The sequence below is a fragment of the Acidimicrobiales bacterium genome (genome assembly GCA_040219515.1).
In the GTDB taxonomy this organism is placed as follows: domain Bacteria; phylum Actinomycetota; class Acidimicrobiia; order Acidimicrobiales; family Aldehydirespiratoraceae; genus JAJRXC01.
The window spans coordinates 150,236-165,107 of sequence record JAVJSI010000016.1; the positions used below are offsets into that span (position 1 = coordinate 150,236).

21 protein-coding genes and 1 tRNA gene are annotated in these 14,872 nt (G+C 68.2%); 12 read left to right on the plus strand and 10 right to left on the minus strand.

Going from position 1 to position 14,872, the window contains the following annotated elements; all coding sequences use genetic code 11:
• The first annotated feature begins 21 nt into the window (after positions 1 to 21).
• Genes RIB98_16675 through RIB98_16685 form a run of 3 tightly spaced genes read left to right on the plus strand, consistent with a single transcriptional unit; the run spans position 22 to position 2,416 of the window.
• Positions 22 to 465: an OB-fold domain-containing protein gene (locus RIB98_16675; GenBank protein ID MEQ8842619.1), complete on the plus strand. Its 444-nt coding sequence runs from the start codon at positions 22 to 24 to the stop codon at positions 463 to 465.
• The gene (locus RIB98_16680) at positions 465 to 1,652 is read left to right on the plus strand and encodes a lipid-transfer protein (GenBank protein MEQ8842620.1); all 1,188 of its coding nucleotides are present in this window, start codon (positions 465 to 467) and stop codon (positions 1,650 to 1,652) included. Before RIB98_16675 ends, RIB98_16680 begins: the two co-directional genes overlap by 1 nt.
• Positions 1,649 to 2,416, plus strand: coding sequence for an enoyl-CoA hydratase family protein (locus RIB98_16685; protein ID MEQ8842621.1), 768 nt, complete (start codon positions 1,649 to 1,651; stop codon positions 2,414 to 2,416). The genes RIB98_16680 and RIB98_16685 overlap by 4 nt, the downstream gene beginning before the upstream one ends.
• Here the strand turns inward: RIB98_16685 and RIB98_16690 are convergent.
• Together RIB98_16690 and RIB98_16695 are read right to left on the minus strand one after the other, a co-directional pair.
• Complete coding sequence (locus tag RIB98_16690) at positions 2,413 to 2,685, minus strand: zf-HC2 domain-containing protein (GenBank protein MEQ8842622.1); 273 nt, start codon at positions 2,683 to 2,685, stop codon at positions 2,413 to 2,415. The two genes, RIB98_16685 and RIB98_16690, sit on opposite strands and share 4 nt — an antisense overlap.
• Complete coding sequence (locus tag RIB98_16695; protein MEQ8842623.1) at positions 2,682 to 3,242, minus strand: sigma-70 family RNA polymerase sigma factor; 561 nt, start codon at positions 3,240 to 3,242, stop codon at positions 2,682 to 2,684. The genes RIB98_16690 and RIB98_16695 overlap by 4 nt, the downstream gene beginning before the upstream one ends.
• Before the next feature lie 79 nt (positions 3,243 to 3,321).
• Between RIB98_16695 and RIB98_16700 the strand changes: the two genes are divergently transcribed.
• The 4 genes from RIB98_16700 (at position 3,322) to fabZ (ending at position 4,928) form a co-directional block, all read left to right on the plus strand.
• The gene (locus RIB98_16700) at positions 3,322 to 3,525 is read left to right on the plus strand and encodes a zf-HC2 domain-containing protein (protein ID MEQ8842624.1); all 204 of its coding nucleotides are present in this window, start codon (positions 3,322 to 3,324) and stop codon (positions 3,523 to 3,525) included.
• On the plus strand, positions 3,522 to 3,920 hold the full coding sequence (locus RIB98_16705; protein ID MEQ8842625.1) for a globin: 399 nt from the start codon (positions 3,522 to 3,524) through the stop codon (positions 3,918 to 3,920). The genes RIB98_16700 and RIB98_16705 overlap by 4 nt, the downstream gene beginning before the upstream one ends.
• Before the next feature lie 185 nt (positions 3,921 to 4,105).
• On the plus strand, positions 4,106 to 4,381 hold the full coding sequence (locus RIB98_16710) for an HU family DNA-binding protein (GenBank protein MEQ8842626.1): 276 nt from the start codon (positions 4,106 to 4,108) through the stop codon (positions 4,379 to 4,381).
• Between the two features lie 118 nt (positions 4,382 to 4,499).
• A complete protein-coding gene (gene fabZ / locus RIB98_16715) occupies positions 4,500 to 4,928 on the plus strand; it encodes a 3-hydroxyacyl-ACP dehydratase FabZ (protein MEQ8842627.1) in 429 nt (142 codons plus the stop codon).
• Positions 4,929 to 4,943: 15 nt separating this feature from the next.
• On the opposite strand, the gene RIB98_16720 is transcribed toward fabZ, so the two are convergent.
• From RIB98_16720 to RIB98_16745, 6 genes are all read right to left on the minus strand, one after another.
• The gene (locus RIB98_16720; protein ID MEQ8842628.1) at positions 4,944 to 6,119 is read right to left on the minus strand and encodes a beta-ketoacyl-ACP synthase II; all 1,176 of its coding nucleotides are present in this window, start codon (positions 6,117 to 6,119) and stop codon (positions 4,944 to 4,946) included.
• Positions 6,119 to 6,349 (minus strand): acyl carrier protein, encoded by a 231-nt coding sequence (locus RIB98_16725; GenBank protein ID MEQ8842629.1) that lies wholly within the window; start codon positions 6,347 to 6,349, stop codon positions 6,119 to 6,121. The genes RIB98_16720 and RIB98_16725 overlap by 1 nt, the downstream gene beginning before the upstream one ends.
• 67 nt (positions 6,350 to 6,416) lie before the next feature.
• Entirely contained in the window at positions 6,417 to 7,136 is a 720-nt protein-coding gene (fabG, locus tag RIB98_16730; protein ID MEQ8842630.1) for a 3-oxoacyl-ACP reductase FabG, read from the minus strand.
• A 39-nt stretch (positions 7,137 to 7,175) separates the two neighbouring features.
• A complete protein-coding gene (locus RIB98_16735; protein MEQ8842631.1) occupies positions 7,176 to 8,096 on the minus strand; it encodes a beta-ketoacyl-ACP synthase III in 921 nt (306 codons plus the stop codon).
• Positions 8,093 to 9,271, minus strand: coding sequence for an ACP S-malonyltransferase (fabD, locus tag RIB98_16740; GenBank protein MEQ8842632.1), 1,179 nt, complete (start codon positions 9,269 to 9,271; stop codon positions 8,093 to 8,095). Before fabD ends, RIB98_16735 begins: the two co-directional genes overlap by 4 nt.
• Positions 9,272 to 9,362: 91 nt before the next feature.
• Positions 9,363 to 9,509, minus strand: coding sequence for a hypothetical protein (locus tag RIB98_16745; protein MEQ8842633.1), 147 nt, complete (start codon positions 9,507 to 9,509; stop codon positions 9,363 to 9,365).
• Between the two features lie 33 nt (positions 9,510 to 9,542).
• Between RIB98_16745 and RIB98_16750 the strand changes: the two genes are divergently transcribed.
• Positions 9,543 to 9,626: transfer RNA gene (locus RIB98_16750), tRNA-Leu, on the plus strand.
• Between the two features lie 37 nt (positions 9,627 to 9,663).
• Here the strand turns inward: RIB98_16750 and RIB98_16755 are convergent.
• Positions 9,664 to 10,293, minus strand: a complete 630-nt coding sequence (locus tag RIB98_16755; protein MEQ8842634.1) for a hypothetical protein — start codon at positions 10,291 to 10,293, stop codon at positions 9,664 to 9,666.
• A 44-nt stretch (positions 10,294 to 10,337) separates the two neighbouring features.
• On the opposite strand from RIB98_16755, the gene RIB98_16760 reads away from it, so the two are divergent.
• Positions 10,338 to 10,769 (plus strand): SRPBCC family protein, encoded by a 432-nt coding sequence (locus tag RIB98_16760; GenBank protein MEQ8842635.1) that lies wholly within the window; start codon positions 10,338 to 10,340, stop codon positions 10,767 to 10,769.
• Between the two features lie 6 nt (positions 10,770 to 10,775).
• Here the strand turns inward: RIB98_16760 and RIB98_16765 are convergent, their stop codons facing one another.
• Positions 10,776 to 11,249 carry a DUF3105 domain-containing protein gene (locus tag RIB98_16765; protein MEQ8842636.1) on the minus strand — a complete coding sequence of 158 codons (474 nt, stop codon included), beginning with the start codon at positions 11,247 to 11,249 and terminating at the stop codon, positions 10,776 to 10,778.
• 22 nt (positions 11,250 to 11,271) lie between these two features.
• Here RIB98_16765 and RIB98_16770 point away from each other — a divergent pair, with 22 nt between their 5' ends.
• From RIB98_16770 to polA, 3 genes are read left to right on the plus strand one after another with little or no spacing between them, the layout of a single operon-like run.
• Positions 11,272 to 11,574 (plus strand): hypothetical protein, encoded by a 303-nt coding sequence (locus tag RIB98_16770; GenBank protein ID MEQ8842637.1) that lies wholly within the window; start codon positions 11,272 to 11,274, stop codon positions 11,572 to 11,574.
• Positions 11,571 to 12,152 (plus strand): response regulator, encoded by a 582-nt coding sequence (locus RIB98_16775; protein ID MEQ8842638.1) that lies wholly within the window; start codon positions 11,571 to 11,573, stop codon positions 12,150 to 12,152. Before RIB98_16770 ends, RIB98_16775 begins: the two co-directional genes overlap by 4 nt.
• A gap of 24 nt (positions 12,153 to 12,176) precedes the next feature.
• Positions 12,177 to 14,831, plus strand: a complete 2,655-nt coding sequence (polA, locus tag RIB98_16780; GenBank protein ID MEQ8842639.1) for a DNA polymerase I — start codon at positions 12,177 to 12,179, stop codon at positions 14,829 to 14,831.
• Positions 14,832 to 14,872: the final 41 nt, after the last annotated feature.

Consider the following 14,872-nt stretch of genomic DNA (forward strand, 5'->3'; position numbering starts at 1 on the left):
GTCAGATCCCAGAGGAGCCCCGTGACGAAGCAGCGAGTACCCGTGGTCGAAGGCATGTTCACGATGGACGATGAGCCGTGCCTCATCGGCGGCAAGGTACCGGGCCGCGAGACGTACTTCTTTCCGAAGCACGTCGCCGGTGGTGATCCTGCGGCGCTGGGTGCCGAACTCGAGGAGGTGCTGCTCTCGCGTACCGGGCGGGTGTGGTCCTACACCTCCTCCGACTATCAGCCACCGCCCCCCTTCGTGGCCAACACCGACCCCTACGTGCCGATCACCGTTGCGGCGGTCGAGCTCGAGAAGGAACAGATGGTGGTGCTCGGCCAGTGCGTCGCCGGCGTCACGCCCGGCGATCTCTCGGTCGGCACCGAGGTCGAGCTGGTGGTCGACACGCTCTACGAGGACGACGACACCGAATACATGGTCTGGAAGTGGAAGCCCGTGCACACAGAGGAGAACGGCTGATGGAAGAGATCGCGATTCTCGGCGTGGGCATGCACCCCTGGGGCAAGTGGGGACGCAACTTCACGGAGTACGGCACGGCGGCGGCCCGCGAGGCGCTCGCCGACGCCGGCGTCGACTGGAACGACGTGGGCTTCGTGTCCGGGGCCATCACGGTGCGATGTGGCTATCCCGGCTACGTCGCCGGCTCCACGTTCGCCCAGCAGCTCGGCTTCAACGGCGCGCAGGTCGCGTCGTCCTACGCGGCGTGCGCCTCCGGGGCCACCGCGCTGCAGGTCGCCCGCGGCCAGATCCTGTCGGGGGCCACCGACGTGGCACTCATCGTGGGTGCCGACACCACGCCCAAGGGCTTCCTCGCGCCGAGCGAGGGTGACCGCCCCGACGACATGGACTGGCTGCGATTCAAGCTCGTGGGCGCCACCAACCCCGTGTACTTCGGACTCCAGGCCCGCCGACGCATGGACGTCCACGGCGCCACGCAGGAGGACTTCGCCCGGGTGAAGGTGAAGAACTCCCGCCACTCGGTCCACAACCCGCGGGCCCGGTTCACCAAGGAATACGACATCGACGACGTGATGAACTCGCCCGTCGTGTCCGACCCGCTGCGGCTCCTGGACATCTGCGCAACGTCCGACGGGGGCGCCGCCATCGTCGTGTCGTCGATGGAGTACGCGAAAGCCCACGGCCATGTCGACCCGGTACGGGTGGCCGGCATCTCCACCGTCACGCCGACGTTTCCCGACACCATCATCGACCTGCCCTACATCGCCACCGACTCCGCGGGCGCCACCAGTCGTCCCGAGCGTGGATTCAAGCAGTCGATCGGCGACCGGGTGTATGCCGAGGCCGGTGTGGGCCCCGACGACGTCGACGTCGCCGAGGTCTACGACCTGTCGTCGGCCCTCGAGCTCGATTGGTACGAGCAACTCGGCTTCTGCGCCGAGGGCGACGCCGAGAAGTTGCTCAACGACGGTGTCACCACCATCGGTGGGCGGCTTCCGGTCAATCCGTCCGGCGGACTCGGCGCGTTCGGCGAAGCAGTGCCCGCCCAGGCCATCGCCCAGGTGTGCGAACTCACGTGGCAGCTGCGGGGCCAGGCCGACGGCCGCCAGGTCGAGGGCGCCAGGGTGGGGATCACCGCCAACCAGGGCCTGTTCGGTCACGGCTCGTCGGTGCTGGTGCGCAGGTGACCATCCACGAGACCGTCAACGACGACGGCGTGCTCGAGCTGGTCATGGACAACCCCAAGGTCAACGCGTTGCCGATCGCCGACACCCGGCGCATCGCCGAGGTGCTCGAGGGCGTCCGTCATCGGCCCGAGATCACGGCCGTCATCCTCACCGCCACCGGCCGGGGGTTCTCGGCCGGCGTCGACATCAAGGAGATGCAGGCCATGGAGGGCAACGAGGGCATCCTCGGGGTCAACCAGGCGTGCTTTGATGCCTTCCGGGCCGTCTACGAGTGCGCGGTGCCCGTGATCTGCGCGGTCAACGACTTCTGCCTGGGCACCGGAATCGGTCTGGCCGGCAGCGCCGACATCGTCGTCGCGGCCGAGGGAGTTCGCTTCGGGCTGCCCGAGATCGACAACGGCGCGCTCGGGGCGGCCACCCACCTGGGGCGACTCGTGCCCGAGAAGCACCTTCGGTGGATGCTCTACAGCTGCGAGCCGGTCGAGGCGGAGAAGCTCGAGGAGTGGGGAACCGTTCTTCGGGTGGTGCCGCTCGAAGACCTGATGGACACCGCTCGCGGGGTCGCCCGGGTGATCGCATCGAAGCATCCGGTGGTGATGCGCGCGGCGAAACGTTCGCTCATCGGTATCGACGACGACCCGAGCCGCAGCTACCGCTACGAGCAGGGGTTCACCTTCGAACTCAACCTCCACGGACTCGGCGAAGAGGCACGGGCGGCGTTCGTCAAGGGCGAACGAGAGCGCAACGCCGCCGCCGGCGATTAGTCGCCACGACCGTTGATCTCCGCGCCGAACGCGTGCAGTCGCTCGATGGTCGCCGCGTCGACGGCGGGCATCTTCGCGGCGAGCGAGGTCTTGATCGCCCGGTAGGTGGTGAGCTCGAGGCCGCAAGCCCGGCACGCGTCGAGGTGGGCCGCGATCTTCTCGGCGAAGTCGGCGTCGACATCGTCGTCGAGATAGCTCTGCAGGACGCGGCCGACCTCGCGGCAGTCGACCTCGGGCAGATGGCGGCGGGTCCACCGTCGTCGGATCACGTCGGTCGTCCGTTCGCGTAGGCGCCACTGTCCTCGAGATGCCTGCGGATGCGGGAGCGGGCACGGTGGAGCCGGCTCATGATGGTGCCGGTCGGGACACCGAGGATCTCGGCGGCCTCGGCGTAGGAGAGGCCCTGGATGTCGACCAGTTCGACCACGCTGCGGAACTTCGCGGGTAGCGCGTCGACCGCCTTCTCCACCGCGGCGTCGTACTGCGACTCGACCACGATGCCCTCGGGTCCGGTCTCGTCGGCGTGCTCGTCGGCCAGGCGGGCCATCGCAGCGTCGGGATCGCGCAGCAACTCGGGTCGCTTCCTCCGCACCCGATTGATCTGGGCATTGCGCATGATGGTGAGGAGCCAGGCCCGAGGATGACGACCGTCGAAGCGCAGGATCGCCCGATAGGCCCGCAGCATGGTGTCCTGCACCAGGTCCTCGGCATCGGTCGGGTTGCGGGTGATGGAGCGGGCGACGCGGTAGAGCACCTCGACCTCGGGCACGACGTAGCGGTCGAACGCCGCCTTCTGTGCCTTCTCGTCGACCGCCGGTTCGGACATGTGTGGGGAAACTACCAATCGCCGCCGGGGGAGGGGCGGCGCCAGGAATGCCTGGTCGCAACGGCGGGTTCATGCGCGTATGAAGCGGTTCCATCGTGTCCGTTGGGCCTCGGCTCTCGAAGCCCTGCTGGACGACGAGCTCGACCCCCGTCGACTGGGGCGGGTGCTCGCGCATCTCCAGGACTGTCCCGAGTGCCTGGCCGAGCTCGAGGCGCTGGTCCGCCTCCGGCAGTCGCTTCGACGTCTGGCCCACACCCGTCGCCCGCTAGCGTCGGTCGAGTGACCGAGCCCGGCGAACCCACGCGTGTGCACGACCTCGTCGGCAGTGACTTCTTCGCCGATCTGGTCGAGGCCTTCTACGAGGGTGTGGAAACCGACGAGGTGTTGCGGCCGATGTATCCCGCCGACCTCGCCGGTGCCAAGGCTCGCCTCGCGATGTTCCTGGTGCAGTACTGGGGAGGTCCTTCCACCTACAGCGAGCACCGTGGGCATCCGCGGCTGCGGATGCGTCACATGCCGTTCACGGTCGACACGGCGGCGCGCGATGCGTGGCTGCGGCACATGCGCGCCGCGCTGGCGAGAACCGCGGAACGACGCGAGACGCCGGCCGCGGTGGTCGAATTGGTCGACGACTATTTCGTCCGGTCGGCGGAATTTCTCCGCAACGCCGAGGACTGACCCTCACGGAGAGTGTGTCATTTGCCGCTCTTTGTCGACTTCTGACCACACTCGGGCGAGATTTCAGGCCAAACTGGGTACACCAGACCCCCGAAATGCTTGACTCGCGGTCCGATTTCGAGTCGCGTGTCATTCACAAGCCCGCGAAAGCCGTGGATTTCAACAACGCAGTACAGGAGTGCAACATGAACAAGGGTGAACTCATCGCCGCAATGGCCGAGGCCGCAGACGTCAGCCAGAAGGACGCCGGCGCCTGCCTCGACGCCATGTTCGAGACCATCGCCGCGCAGGTGAGCAGTGGCAACGAGGTCGCGATCACCGGCTGGCTGAAGGCGGAGAAGGCGAAGACCTCGGCCCGAACCGGCCGCAACCCCCAGACCGGTCAGCCCATCCAGGTGCCCGCCGGTACTCGAACCAAGCTGACCGTCGGCTCCAAGCTGAAGGCAGCGGGCAAGAGCTGATCCTCGCCTCGGCGAAGACTCTCTGACCGGGAGCGGCCACGGCCGCTCCCGGTTCGTCGTTTTGGCGCTGGTCCGTCGTTGGTCTCGGCGATGAGGGCGGGGCGCTATCTTCGGCGCCATGAGCCTCCCCGATCCGATCGACGTCCTTCCGCATCGCGACCCGTTCCTGTTCGTCGACGAGATCACGGCGATCACGCCGGGAGCGTCGGCGTCGGGGCTGTGGCGGCTCTCCGGTGACGAGGCGTTCTTCGCCGGCCACTTCCCCGGACGGCCGACCCTGCCGGGCGTGCTGATGTGCGAGGCGATCGCCCAGGTCGGCGCGTTCGCCGTGCTCACCGACGAACGCTATGCCGGCAAGCTCCCGCTCTTCGGCGGGCTCGACAAGGCCCGCTTCCGTCGCCAGGTCGTGCCGGGCGACACCCTGGAGATCGACGTGACGATGACCCGCATGTCGGCGAGGGCCGGCAAGGGCGAGGGCCGGGCCACGGTGAATGGTGAGCTGGCGACCAGTTGCGAGCTGATGTTCGTCATCGTCGACGCCCAATAGGGCTTCGTCGGCGCCTCAGGAGGGCGGGGCGAGGACGATGGTGCCGTTGTGGCCGCCGAAGCCGAAGCTGTTGGACAGCGACGGGCCGGGGGTCCATGGGCGGGGCTCGCCGACGACCAGGTCGATGGGCGGCATGTCGGGGTCCATGCGCTCGTGGCCCGCGGTGGGGGGAATGAGGCCCTTCTGCATCGCCACGAGGACCGCGACCGCCTCGAGCGCCCCGGCACCGCCTAGGGCGTGCCCGGTCACGCCCTTCGTGGACGTGACGGCGGGACCGGGGAGGCCGAAGACTTTGGCGACGGCGGCCGCCTCGGCCGCGTCGTTCTTGTCGGTGGAGGTGCCGTGGGCGTTGATGTGGACGACGTCGCCGGCCGTGATGCCCGCGTCGGCCATGGCGATCTGCATGCAGTTGATGGCGCCGGAGCCGCCGGGGGCGGGCGCGGTGATGTGGTGGGCATCGGCGGTCGACGCCGAGCCGAGCACCTCGCCGAGGATGGTGGCGCCACGAGCGACAGCTCGGTCCCACTCCTCGAGCACGAGGATGCCGGCGCCCTCGGCCATGACGAAACCGTCGCGGTCGGCATCGAAGGGCCGACTCACGCCGGAGTTCGACAGCGCCGTCATGTTGCTGAAACCGGCGGTGGCGGTGAGCGTGAACGGGGCCTCGCTGCCACCGGCGAGCACCGCGTCGCAGCGACCGTCGGCGATCATTCGGGCGCCGTTGCCGATGGCATGGGTGCCGGCCGCGCAGGCGGTGACGGTGTTCTCACAGGGCCCCTGCCATCCGTAGCGCATCGACAACGTGGCGGCCGCAGCGTTGGCCATCATCATCGGCACGAGGAACGGCGACACCCGCCGCTCGCCCTTCTCGATGCGGACCTCGATCTGCCCCTCGAGGGTCTGGATGCCGCCCACGCCGGTGCCGACGAAGGTACCGCGACGGACCGGGTCGGCATCGATCTCGCCGGCTTGGGCCATCGCCTGCTCGGCCGCAGCCAGGGCGAACTGGGAGAAGCGGTCGCTGCGCCGCGCCTCCTTGGGATTGTCGAAGTAGGGCGTCGGGTCGAAGTCGTCGAGTATGCGCGGGCCCACGGGCGCAGGCGAACACAGACCCTCGAAGAACGCATCGACGCCGATGCCGCACGGGGCGACGACGCCGATGCCGGTGACGGCGACTCGACGTCCCTGCATCAGAGCTTGGACTCGACCAGCGAGAAGGCGCCCTGGATGGTGGTCACACCCTCGAGCTCTTCTTCTTCGACGTTGACGTCGAACTCTTCCTCGAGCGCCATGACGAGCTCGACGAGATCGAGGCTGTCGGCGTCGAGGCTCTCGAACGTGGCCTCGGGGACGATCTTGTCCTCGTCGACGGAAAGCACGTCGACGGCGCATTTCTTGAAGCGATCGAAGTTGTCACTCACTGGGGTTCTCCCTGTTGTTCGGAATGGGGTTGTGCGGAATGGGTCGAGGCTAGTCAGGTCGGCCTGATCAGCCCATGGAAAGGCCGCCGTCGACGGGGAGCACGGTACCCGTGATGTATCCCGCGTCCTCGGATGCGAGGAAGGCGATGGCGGCCGCGATCTCGTCGGTGGCACCCAGCCGTCCGGCGGGAACCATGGCGAGCATCGCGGCCCGCTGGTCGTCGGTCAGCGCCGCGAGCATGTCGGTTTCGATCGGGCCCGGCGCGACCACGTTGACCGTCACGTTGCGGCTGGCGAACTCCTTGGCCAGGGAGCGGGCGAGGCCGACCAGGCCGGCCTTGGACGCGGCGTAGTTGGCTTGACCGGCCTGGCCGCCGAGGCCCACGACCGAGGAGACGAAGACCATGCGGCCCCAGCGGGCCCGCATCATGCCCTTCACCGCCCGCTTGGCAACCCGGAAGCCGCCGGTGAGGTTCGCGTCGAGGACGTCGGTGAAGTCGTCGTCGCCCATGCGGAGCACGAGTCCGTCCTTCGTGATGCCGGCGTTGCTCACGAGGATCTCGACCGCGCCGAGTGTGGACTCGATCTCGGCGAAAGCGGCATCGACCGACGCGCTGTCGGTGACATCGCACTTCACGACGGTGAGCCCGTCGGCGTCGGCGGCCTCACCGCTGCGGGCGGTGATGGCCACCGCGTGGCCGGCCGCCTGGAAACGCTTGGCCGTGGCCAGGCCGATTCCTCGGTTGCCGCCGGTCACCAGGACGACACGGGATGGGGTTTCGGTCATGGCGTCAGTCTCGTTCGCGTTCGTTTCGGACCGGCACGTCTACCACCGCACCACGATCGAGCCCCAGGCCATGCCGGCGCCGAAGCCCGACATGAGCACGATGGCGCCGGGTTCGAGTACGCCGTCGTCGCGGGCCTTGGCCATGGCGAGCGGAATCGATGCGCCCGACGTGTTGCCGGTGGATTCGAGCACGTTGTGGGTCTTCGACATCGGGATGCCGATGCGCTGACACACGGCCTCGATGATGCGGATGTTGGCCTGGTGGGGGAGCACGACGTCGACCTCGTCGGGCGACACGCCGGCCTTGGCCAGCACGTTCTCGACCGACTGGGCGACGGCCCGCACGGCCTTCTTGAAGACCTCTCGGCCCTCCATCTGGATGTAGCCGTCGTGGTCGCAGTAGAGGATGGACTGGAGGTTGCCGTCGGCACCGAGATCGAAGGCCAGCATCTCGCCCTGGTCGTGCTTCTCCATCACGACGGCGGCCGCGCCGTCGCCGAAGAGGATCGCCGTGCCCCGGTCGGTCCAGTCCGTGATGGTGGACATGGCGTCGCTGCCGATGAGCAGCACGCGGTCGGGGCCGCTGGGCGCCTGCATCATGCCGTAGGCGCTGACGTAGCCATAGGTGAACCCGGCGCAGACGGCATTGACGTCGAACGCGCCACAGGTGAGGCCGAGGCCGGACTGCACGACGGCCGAGGTGGCCGGGAAGCGCTGGTCGGGGGTGGTGGTGCAGAGGATGAGGAGATCGATGGCATCGGGCGGGAGATCGGCGGCCTTCAGGGCGTTCGCGCCGGCCTCGATGGCCATCTCCGACGTCACCCCGCCGACATGGCGCGCACCGATGCCCGCACGGGCGCGGATCCACGCGTCGGAGGTGTCCATGGTCGCCGAGAGGTCGTCGTTGGTGACGATCTTCTCCGGCAGCGCAGTCCCGATACCGTTGACACGGATGGTCATTGGCGCGTGCGCAGCCAGGCGATGGGCTGACGAGATCCGACCCGTTCGCCTTCGAGTGCGAGCACTCCCACGATCTCGCCGGCGAACGAGCTGACGACGTCGTTGGTGCCGACCGTGCCGATCACGTCGCCGACGTCGATCGTCATCCCGGGCTCGACACCCGTGCGCAGCGCGAAGACGCCGGTGGCGGGGGAGACGACGAGGCGCTCGGTGGCGAAGAGGTGCTCGCCCTCGAGAACCTTCGCTTCGATCTGGGGCAGGCGGGCCAGCTTCTCGAGCGTGCTGTCGAGATCGGCCGGCGTGGCGATGTTGATGCGATGCCCGGTCTTCACGGTGCGCTTGACGAGACCGGTGAGCACGGTGCCGGGCCCGAGTTCGACATAGGTGTTGAAGCCGTCGGCCTCGAGATTGCGCAACGTCTGTCGCCAGCGCACAGGCGAGCAGAGCTGGGCGCCGAGGAGATCGGGCCAGTCGGCGGCCTCGGCATGGGCCGCGCCGTCGACGTTGGCGTAGACGGGCTGTTCGGGGGCGCGGAACTCGACCTGATCGATGGCCTTGCGGAGGCGATCGCGCGCCGGCGCCATGAGCGGGGTGTGGAACGCGCCACCCACCGGCAGACGCATGGCCCGTTTCGCGCCGAGCTCCTTGGCGATCTCGCACGCCCGATCGAGATCGTCGGGCACGCCGGCGATCACGACTTGACCGGGTGCGTTGTAGTTGGCGATCCAGACGTCGCCCGCGGCGCGCTGGCAGGCGATGTCGACCTGGTCGTCGTCGAGGGCCAGGAGCGCCGCCATGGTGCCGTGCTGCTCATCGGCGGCCGACTGCATCGCGTCGCCGCGCTCGTTGACGAGTCGGACGGCGTCGCTGAAGTCGAGCGCACCGGCGGCGGTCAGCGCGGAGTACTCCCCGAGGCTGTGCCCGGCATGGGCCGCGGCCTCGCCACCGACGCGACTGACGGCATCGAGCACCACCATCGAGGTGACGAACGTGGCCAACTGGGCATTGCGGGTCATCGTGAGTTCGTCGGCGTCGGTGTCGAGGAGCAGCGCGGCGACGTCCCGGTTGGCCGCGTCGGACGCCTCCTCGACGAGCTCCCACGAGGGATGGTCGGCCCACGCCGAACCCATCCCCGGTGCTTGGGAGCCCTGGCCCGGATAGGTGAAGACGATCATGAGGGGGTGCTTCCAACGGCGGTCATCGGCATTCTGACCCACATGTTCGCAGTTGGTTTCGTTACCCGCCGGTAATGCCTCGTGACCTCGGTCACGCGCCGTTCTGGCTGGGGTCGCCCGGGCGCGGCCAGTCGTCGAGGTCGGCCTCGTGGCGACGAATCGAGATTTCCCGTACCGCGCCGAACAACGCGAGGAGAATCAGCAGTCGAACGATTCGCGAACGGGTGCCGGGGCTCATGTCGACAAGGCTACGCTGCGCGGACGACACCCCGCCCGGGTGGTGGAATTGGCAGACACGACGGACTCAAAATCCGTTGCTCTCACGAGCGTGCGGGTTCAAGTCCCGCCCCGGGCACCGTTTGACCGGGCGTGTGGAGCCGGGCTCGCTGCGGTCAGAACGAGTAGTGGTTCAACGCGATCTCGGCGGAGAGTTCCTCTGCGACGATGCCGGCCTGTTCGGCGGTGTAGAAGTCGCGATAGTGACGCCGGTCGGTCCGGTACTCGCCCTTGGCCCGAGCGCCCAGATCGCCGTCGAAGGAGATGCCGACCGCGGCGAACACCTCGCCGAGACCGTTGTGCAGGTCCTCGTAGCGGACGACGCGGTCGACGAGCACCCGTCGGCGATCATCGGGGTCGGTGTAGGACAAGTGGTTCCGGTAGAAGTCGCGACGGTCCAGGAACTCCTCCCACCGCAGTGACGGTTCATTTCGACTCTTCCGCATGAAGTAAGTCGACACGACCTGGTCCCAAGGGTTGCGATCGACGCAGAACGACGTGTACTCCCGCCAGATGTCGGCCCCCAGCGAGGTGCGCAGCGTGCTGGCGGGCAGATGATTGCGGAAGCCGGGCCCGTTGCCGGGTGTGGACTCGAAGTTGCGCGCCTCGTGCCCGTCGACCGGCGGATTGATGGGCGTCACGATGGCGTCGGGGCCGACTCGCCCAGCCAGGAACAGCTCGATGCTGGTGCCTGCCGTCTTGTAGGTCTTCACGAAGATCAGACGGTGCTGATGCGAAACGATCATCGCGCGAGTTAAGCATCTGCCGACAGCCGTGGGATGCTGCGCCGATGTCCACGCGCGCCGTCTCCCGCTCCCGAACCATCCAGGCCTCACCCGAGGCGATCTTCGCGATCCTCTCGAGCCCGGCAGGACACACCCGCATCGACGGGTCCGACACGGTGCGAGGCGCGATGGAGGGGCCCGATCCGCTCGCACTCGGCGACCGCTTCCGCATGGACATGAAGATGGGCGTGCCCTACAAGATCTGGTCGAAGGTCGTGGAGTTCGAGCAGGACCGCCTGATCGCGTGGGCCCACAAGGGCAAGCACCGGTGGCGTTTCGAGCTCGAGCCGGTCGGCGAGGCGACGCTGGTCACCCAGACCTTCGATTGGTCGACCGCCGTCATCCCGAAGGCGATCGAGCTCATGGGTTACCCCGAGAAGCACCCGGCCGCGATGGAAGCCACCCTGGCTCGGCTGGCCGTCGAAGTCGAGAGCTGAACGCCGTCAGTCCAGGCCCGGCGCGTCGTTGACCCGGGCCGCGGCGAAGTCGAGGATGCGGTCGACCTCGGGTCCATCGCACGTCAGCTTCCATGTCCATGCCGTGGCGACGACCGGCGCCGGCAGCGCCTCGGCCGGGGCCAACACGGCGGCGAGGTCGGTCTGGTCGACGATGGCGCGCAACGGGTCGACGTCGACGCCATCGGTGTACTGCACGACGACACCGCCGGCCTCGAGCACTCGGACCTGCGCCGCAGGGGTGACGGGTGCCGCGAACTCACCCGACACCGACGGCCCTGACAGGTGCGGCCCCGACGTGGGTGGGTCGGTGAGGAACACGGCTGCCTCGGCGTCCAGGACGTGCTGGATGCTCAGCGGATCGAGCGGCTCGCGCACCTCGACGCAACCCGAGCCGTCGCTGCCCCGGCCGCAGGCGGTCATCACCACCGTCGAGAGGAGCAAAGCGGCCAACAAACGCATCGGCACAGCCTAAGGTGGCTGCATGTCCAGTTCCGGCGCGAATGCCCAGGTCGAGCGCAAGCTCCGCAAGGTCGGCGACCAGCTCCGTTCGTTGCGTGACGACCTCCGGGTCACCGAGGAGCACCTGCAGCAGCTCGCGGGCGAGGAGGACGACGCCCGGATCCGGGCTCTCGTGTCGGAAACGCCGGTGGCCGAGAAGGAACACCGCAAGGCGAGCCGCCATGCCGACCGATTGCGCGTCTCTCGCGACAAGGCCGTTGCGAAGATCGCCGAGCTCGAGCAGCTACAGGACGACCTGCTCGACCGGCTCACCGCCAACACGTGACGCCACCGATCCGGGTGGTCGTCGCCGAGGACGAGGCGATCATCCGTCTCGACCTGGTCGAGACCCTGACGGCCGAGGGATACGACGTGGTGGCCGACACCGGCCGCGGCGACGACGCAGTGGAGCTGGTTGCCACCTTCGCGCCCGACGTTGCCCTATTCGACGTGAAGATGCCCGGCATCGACGGCATCGAGGCGACCCGGGCCATCAGCGACGGCAATCGAACGGCGGTGGTGTTGCTCACTGCCTTCAGCGATCGCGAGCTCGTCGAGCAGGCGGCCGATGCCGGGGCGATGGCGTATCTCGTCAAGCCCTACCAGCGGGCGGAGCTCGTGCCGGCGATCGAGACGGCCCTGGCCCGATTCCGGGAGCGCCGAGCCCTCGAGGCGAAGGTCGGGGATCTCACCGGCCAGCTCGAGGTTCGCAAGCTGATCGACCGGGCCAAGGGGCGGCTGATCGACTCCCACGGCCTCTCCGAGGGGGACGCATTCCGCTTTCTGCAGCAGCAGGCGATGTCGGGTCGACGGACCATGGCCGACGTCGCCGAAGAGGTGCTCGCCGGCACGCTCACGCCCTGAGATCCAGCGCTAGGGTCGCCGGCAATGGCAAAAGTGATGCTCATCGACGGGAACTCGCTCACCTATCGCGCGTTCTTCGCCCTCCCGACCGACATGGCCACCGCTTCGGGGCAGGTCACGAATGCGGTCTTCGGCTTCACGTCGATGCTGATCAACCTGATCAAGGACCATCACCCCGATCACATCGGTGTGGCATTCGACCGGCCGGAGCCGACGTTTCGCCACGAGATGACGCCGACCTACAAGGCCCAGCGCGAGTCGGCGCCCGACATCCTCCGCCAACAGATGGGGCTCGTGCGGGAAGTGCTCGAGGCGCTGAAGATCCCCTCGGTCGAAGTCGTGGGTTTCGAGGCCGACGACATCATCGCCACGCTCGCCACCCAGGGCCGCGACCGGGGTGACGACGTCATCGTCGTCACCGGCGACCGCGACAGCTACCAACTGGTGGAGGACCCCCACGTGAAGGTGCTCTACAACAAGCGGGGCGTCTCCGACTACGCGTTCTACGACGAGGCCGGCATTCTCGAACGCACCGGGGTCACGCCGTCGAACTATGTCGAATACGCCGCGATGCGCGGTGACAACTCCGACAATCTGCCCGGCGTGCCCGGGGTGGGTGAGAAGACCGCGGCCAAGCTGATCAACGAACGGGGCGGGATCGACGGCATCTACGCCGCGCTCGACGAGCTGACGCCGAAGCTGCGCGAGAACCTGGCCGCCAACGAGGCCAACGTGCGCAACAACGTCGAGATGATGGTGCTGGTCCGCGACGTCGAACTCGACGTGACGATCGACGACCTGAACAAGGGCGACCACGACTCCGACGAGGTGCGCAAGCTCTTCGACTTCCTCGAATTCCGCACCCTTCACGACCGACTCGCCGAAGCGCTCGGGGCCGAGGCCGGGCCTGCGGCCGAGGTGCTCGAAGCCGAGATCACGACCTTCGCCACCGCCGACGACGCGATCGCGGCCATGCGCCAGACGGCCAAGGGATCCAGCGTCCTTGCGCTGGCCGTTCCCGAGACCGGTATCGACGACGGTCTCGCCTTCGTGATCGATGGCGAGGCCGCCGAGGTCGGGTTCGTGCCACCGGGCGTCATCACCGATGAGGCCGTGCTCGCTGCGTTACGCGAAATGCTCGGCCCCGACGGTCGCCCGGTGGCGATGCACGGCGCCAAGGCCACGGCCCGTCGGCTGCTCGACCTCGGCGTCGACATGCGCGACCTGCGCGTCGACACACAGCTGGCCGCGTACCTGCTGAATCCGGCCGACAATCGCTACGACCTGGGCGAACTCCTCTATCAGTACGCCGGTCTGGAGCTGCCGCAGTCGGGACCGCCCGACGGCCAGCTCGACCTCGACGGCGGTCAGGAGGACCCCGCGGCCGGACCGTGCCGTGCCGCGCTGGCGGTCGACCGGCTCGTCGGCCCGATCGTCGAGGCGATGACGGCCCAGGGGTCGGTGGCGCTGCACGACGACCTCGAGATCCCCCTCGTGCGCGTGCTGGCGCGGATGGAACAGCGCGGCATCGGCGTCGATCCGGCAGTCCTGATCAAGATTCGCGACGAACTCACCGCCGAGACCGAGGGTCTCCGGGCCGCGGTGATCGCCGAGGCCGGCCACGACTTCAACGTGAACTCCACCAAGCAGCTCCGAGAGGTGCTCTTCGACGAGCTGGGGCTCACGCCGGGAAAGAAGACCAAGACCGGCTTCAGCACCGATGCCCAGTCGCTGGAGAAGATGCGCGGCGAGCACCCGATCGTCGACCACCTGCTCGCCTATCGCGAAATAGAGAAGCTGCGTTCGACCTACGGGCAGGGTCTGGTGGCCGAGGTGGGGGAGGGCGACCGCATTCGGGCCACGTTCAACCAGACCGTGGCGCGCACCGGTCGCCTGAGCTCGGATCAGCCCAACCTCCACAACATCCCGGTGCGCTCCGAGCGGGGTCGGGTGTTCCGCACGGCCTTCGTGGCCCCGCCCGGCCACAAGTTGTTGATCGCCGACTACGACCAGATCGAGCTACGGTGCATCGCCCACCTGGCCGAGGACCCCGGCCTGATCGAGGCGTTCGACGCCGGCGACGACATCCACACGGCGACGGCGGCGAAGATCTTCGGCATCGACCCCGCCGATGTCCACGTCGAGGAACGGTCGAAGGCGAAGATGGTGTCCTACGGACTCGCCTACGGCATGGAGGCCTACGGGCTCGCCCAGCGGCTCAACATCGCAGTATCGGAGGCGTCGGAGATCCTCGAGTCGTACTTCGAGGCGTTCCCGTCGGTGAAGCAGTACATGGACGACACCGTCGAACAGGCCCGGGAACGGGGCTATACCGAGACGTTGTTCGGTCGACGCCGGCAGATCCCCGAGCTGTCGTCGGGCAACCGGCAGATCCGCCAGGCCGGCGAGCGTCAGGCCATGAACGCCGGGATCCAGGGGCTCGCCGCCGACATCTTCAAGGTCGCCCTCGTGCGGCTCGACCAGGCCATCGACGACGAGGGCCTCGACAGCCGCATCGTCCTCCAGGTCCACGACGAGATCATCCTCGAGACCCCCGACGCCGAAGTCGAGCGGGCCTCGGTGCTCACCCGTGAGGTCATGCGGGACGCGTTCGACCTCCGCGTCCCCCTCGAGATCGACCTCCAGGTCGCCGACACCTGGGCCGACGCCAAGGGTTGACCCCATACCTCGTCGCTCTGGGAAACCGCGTCGTTCTGGTG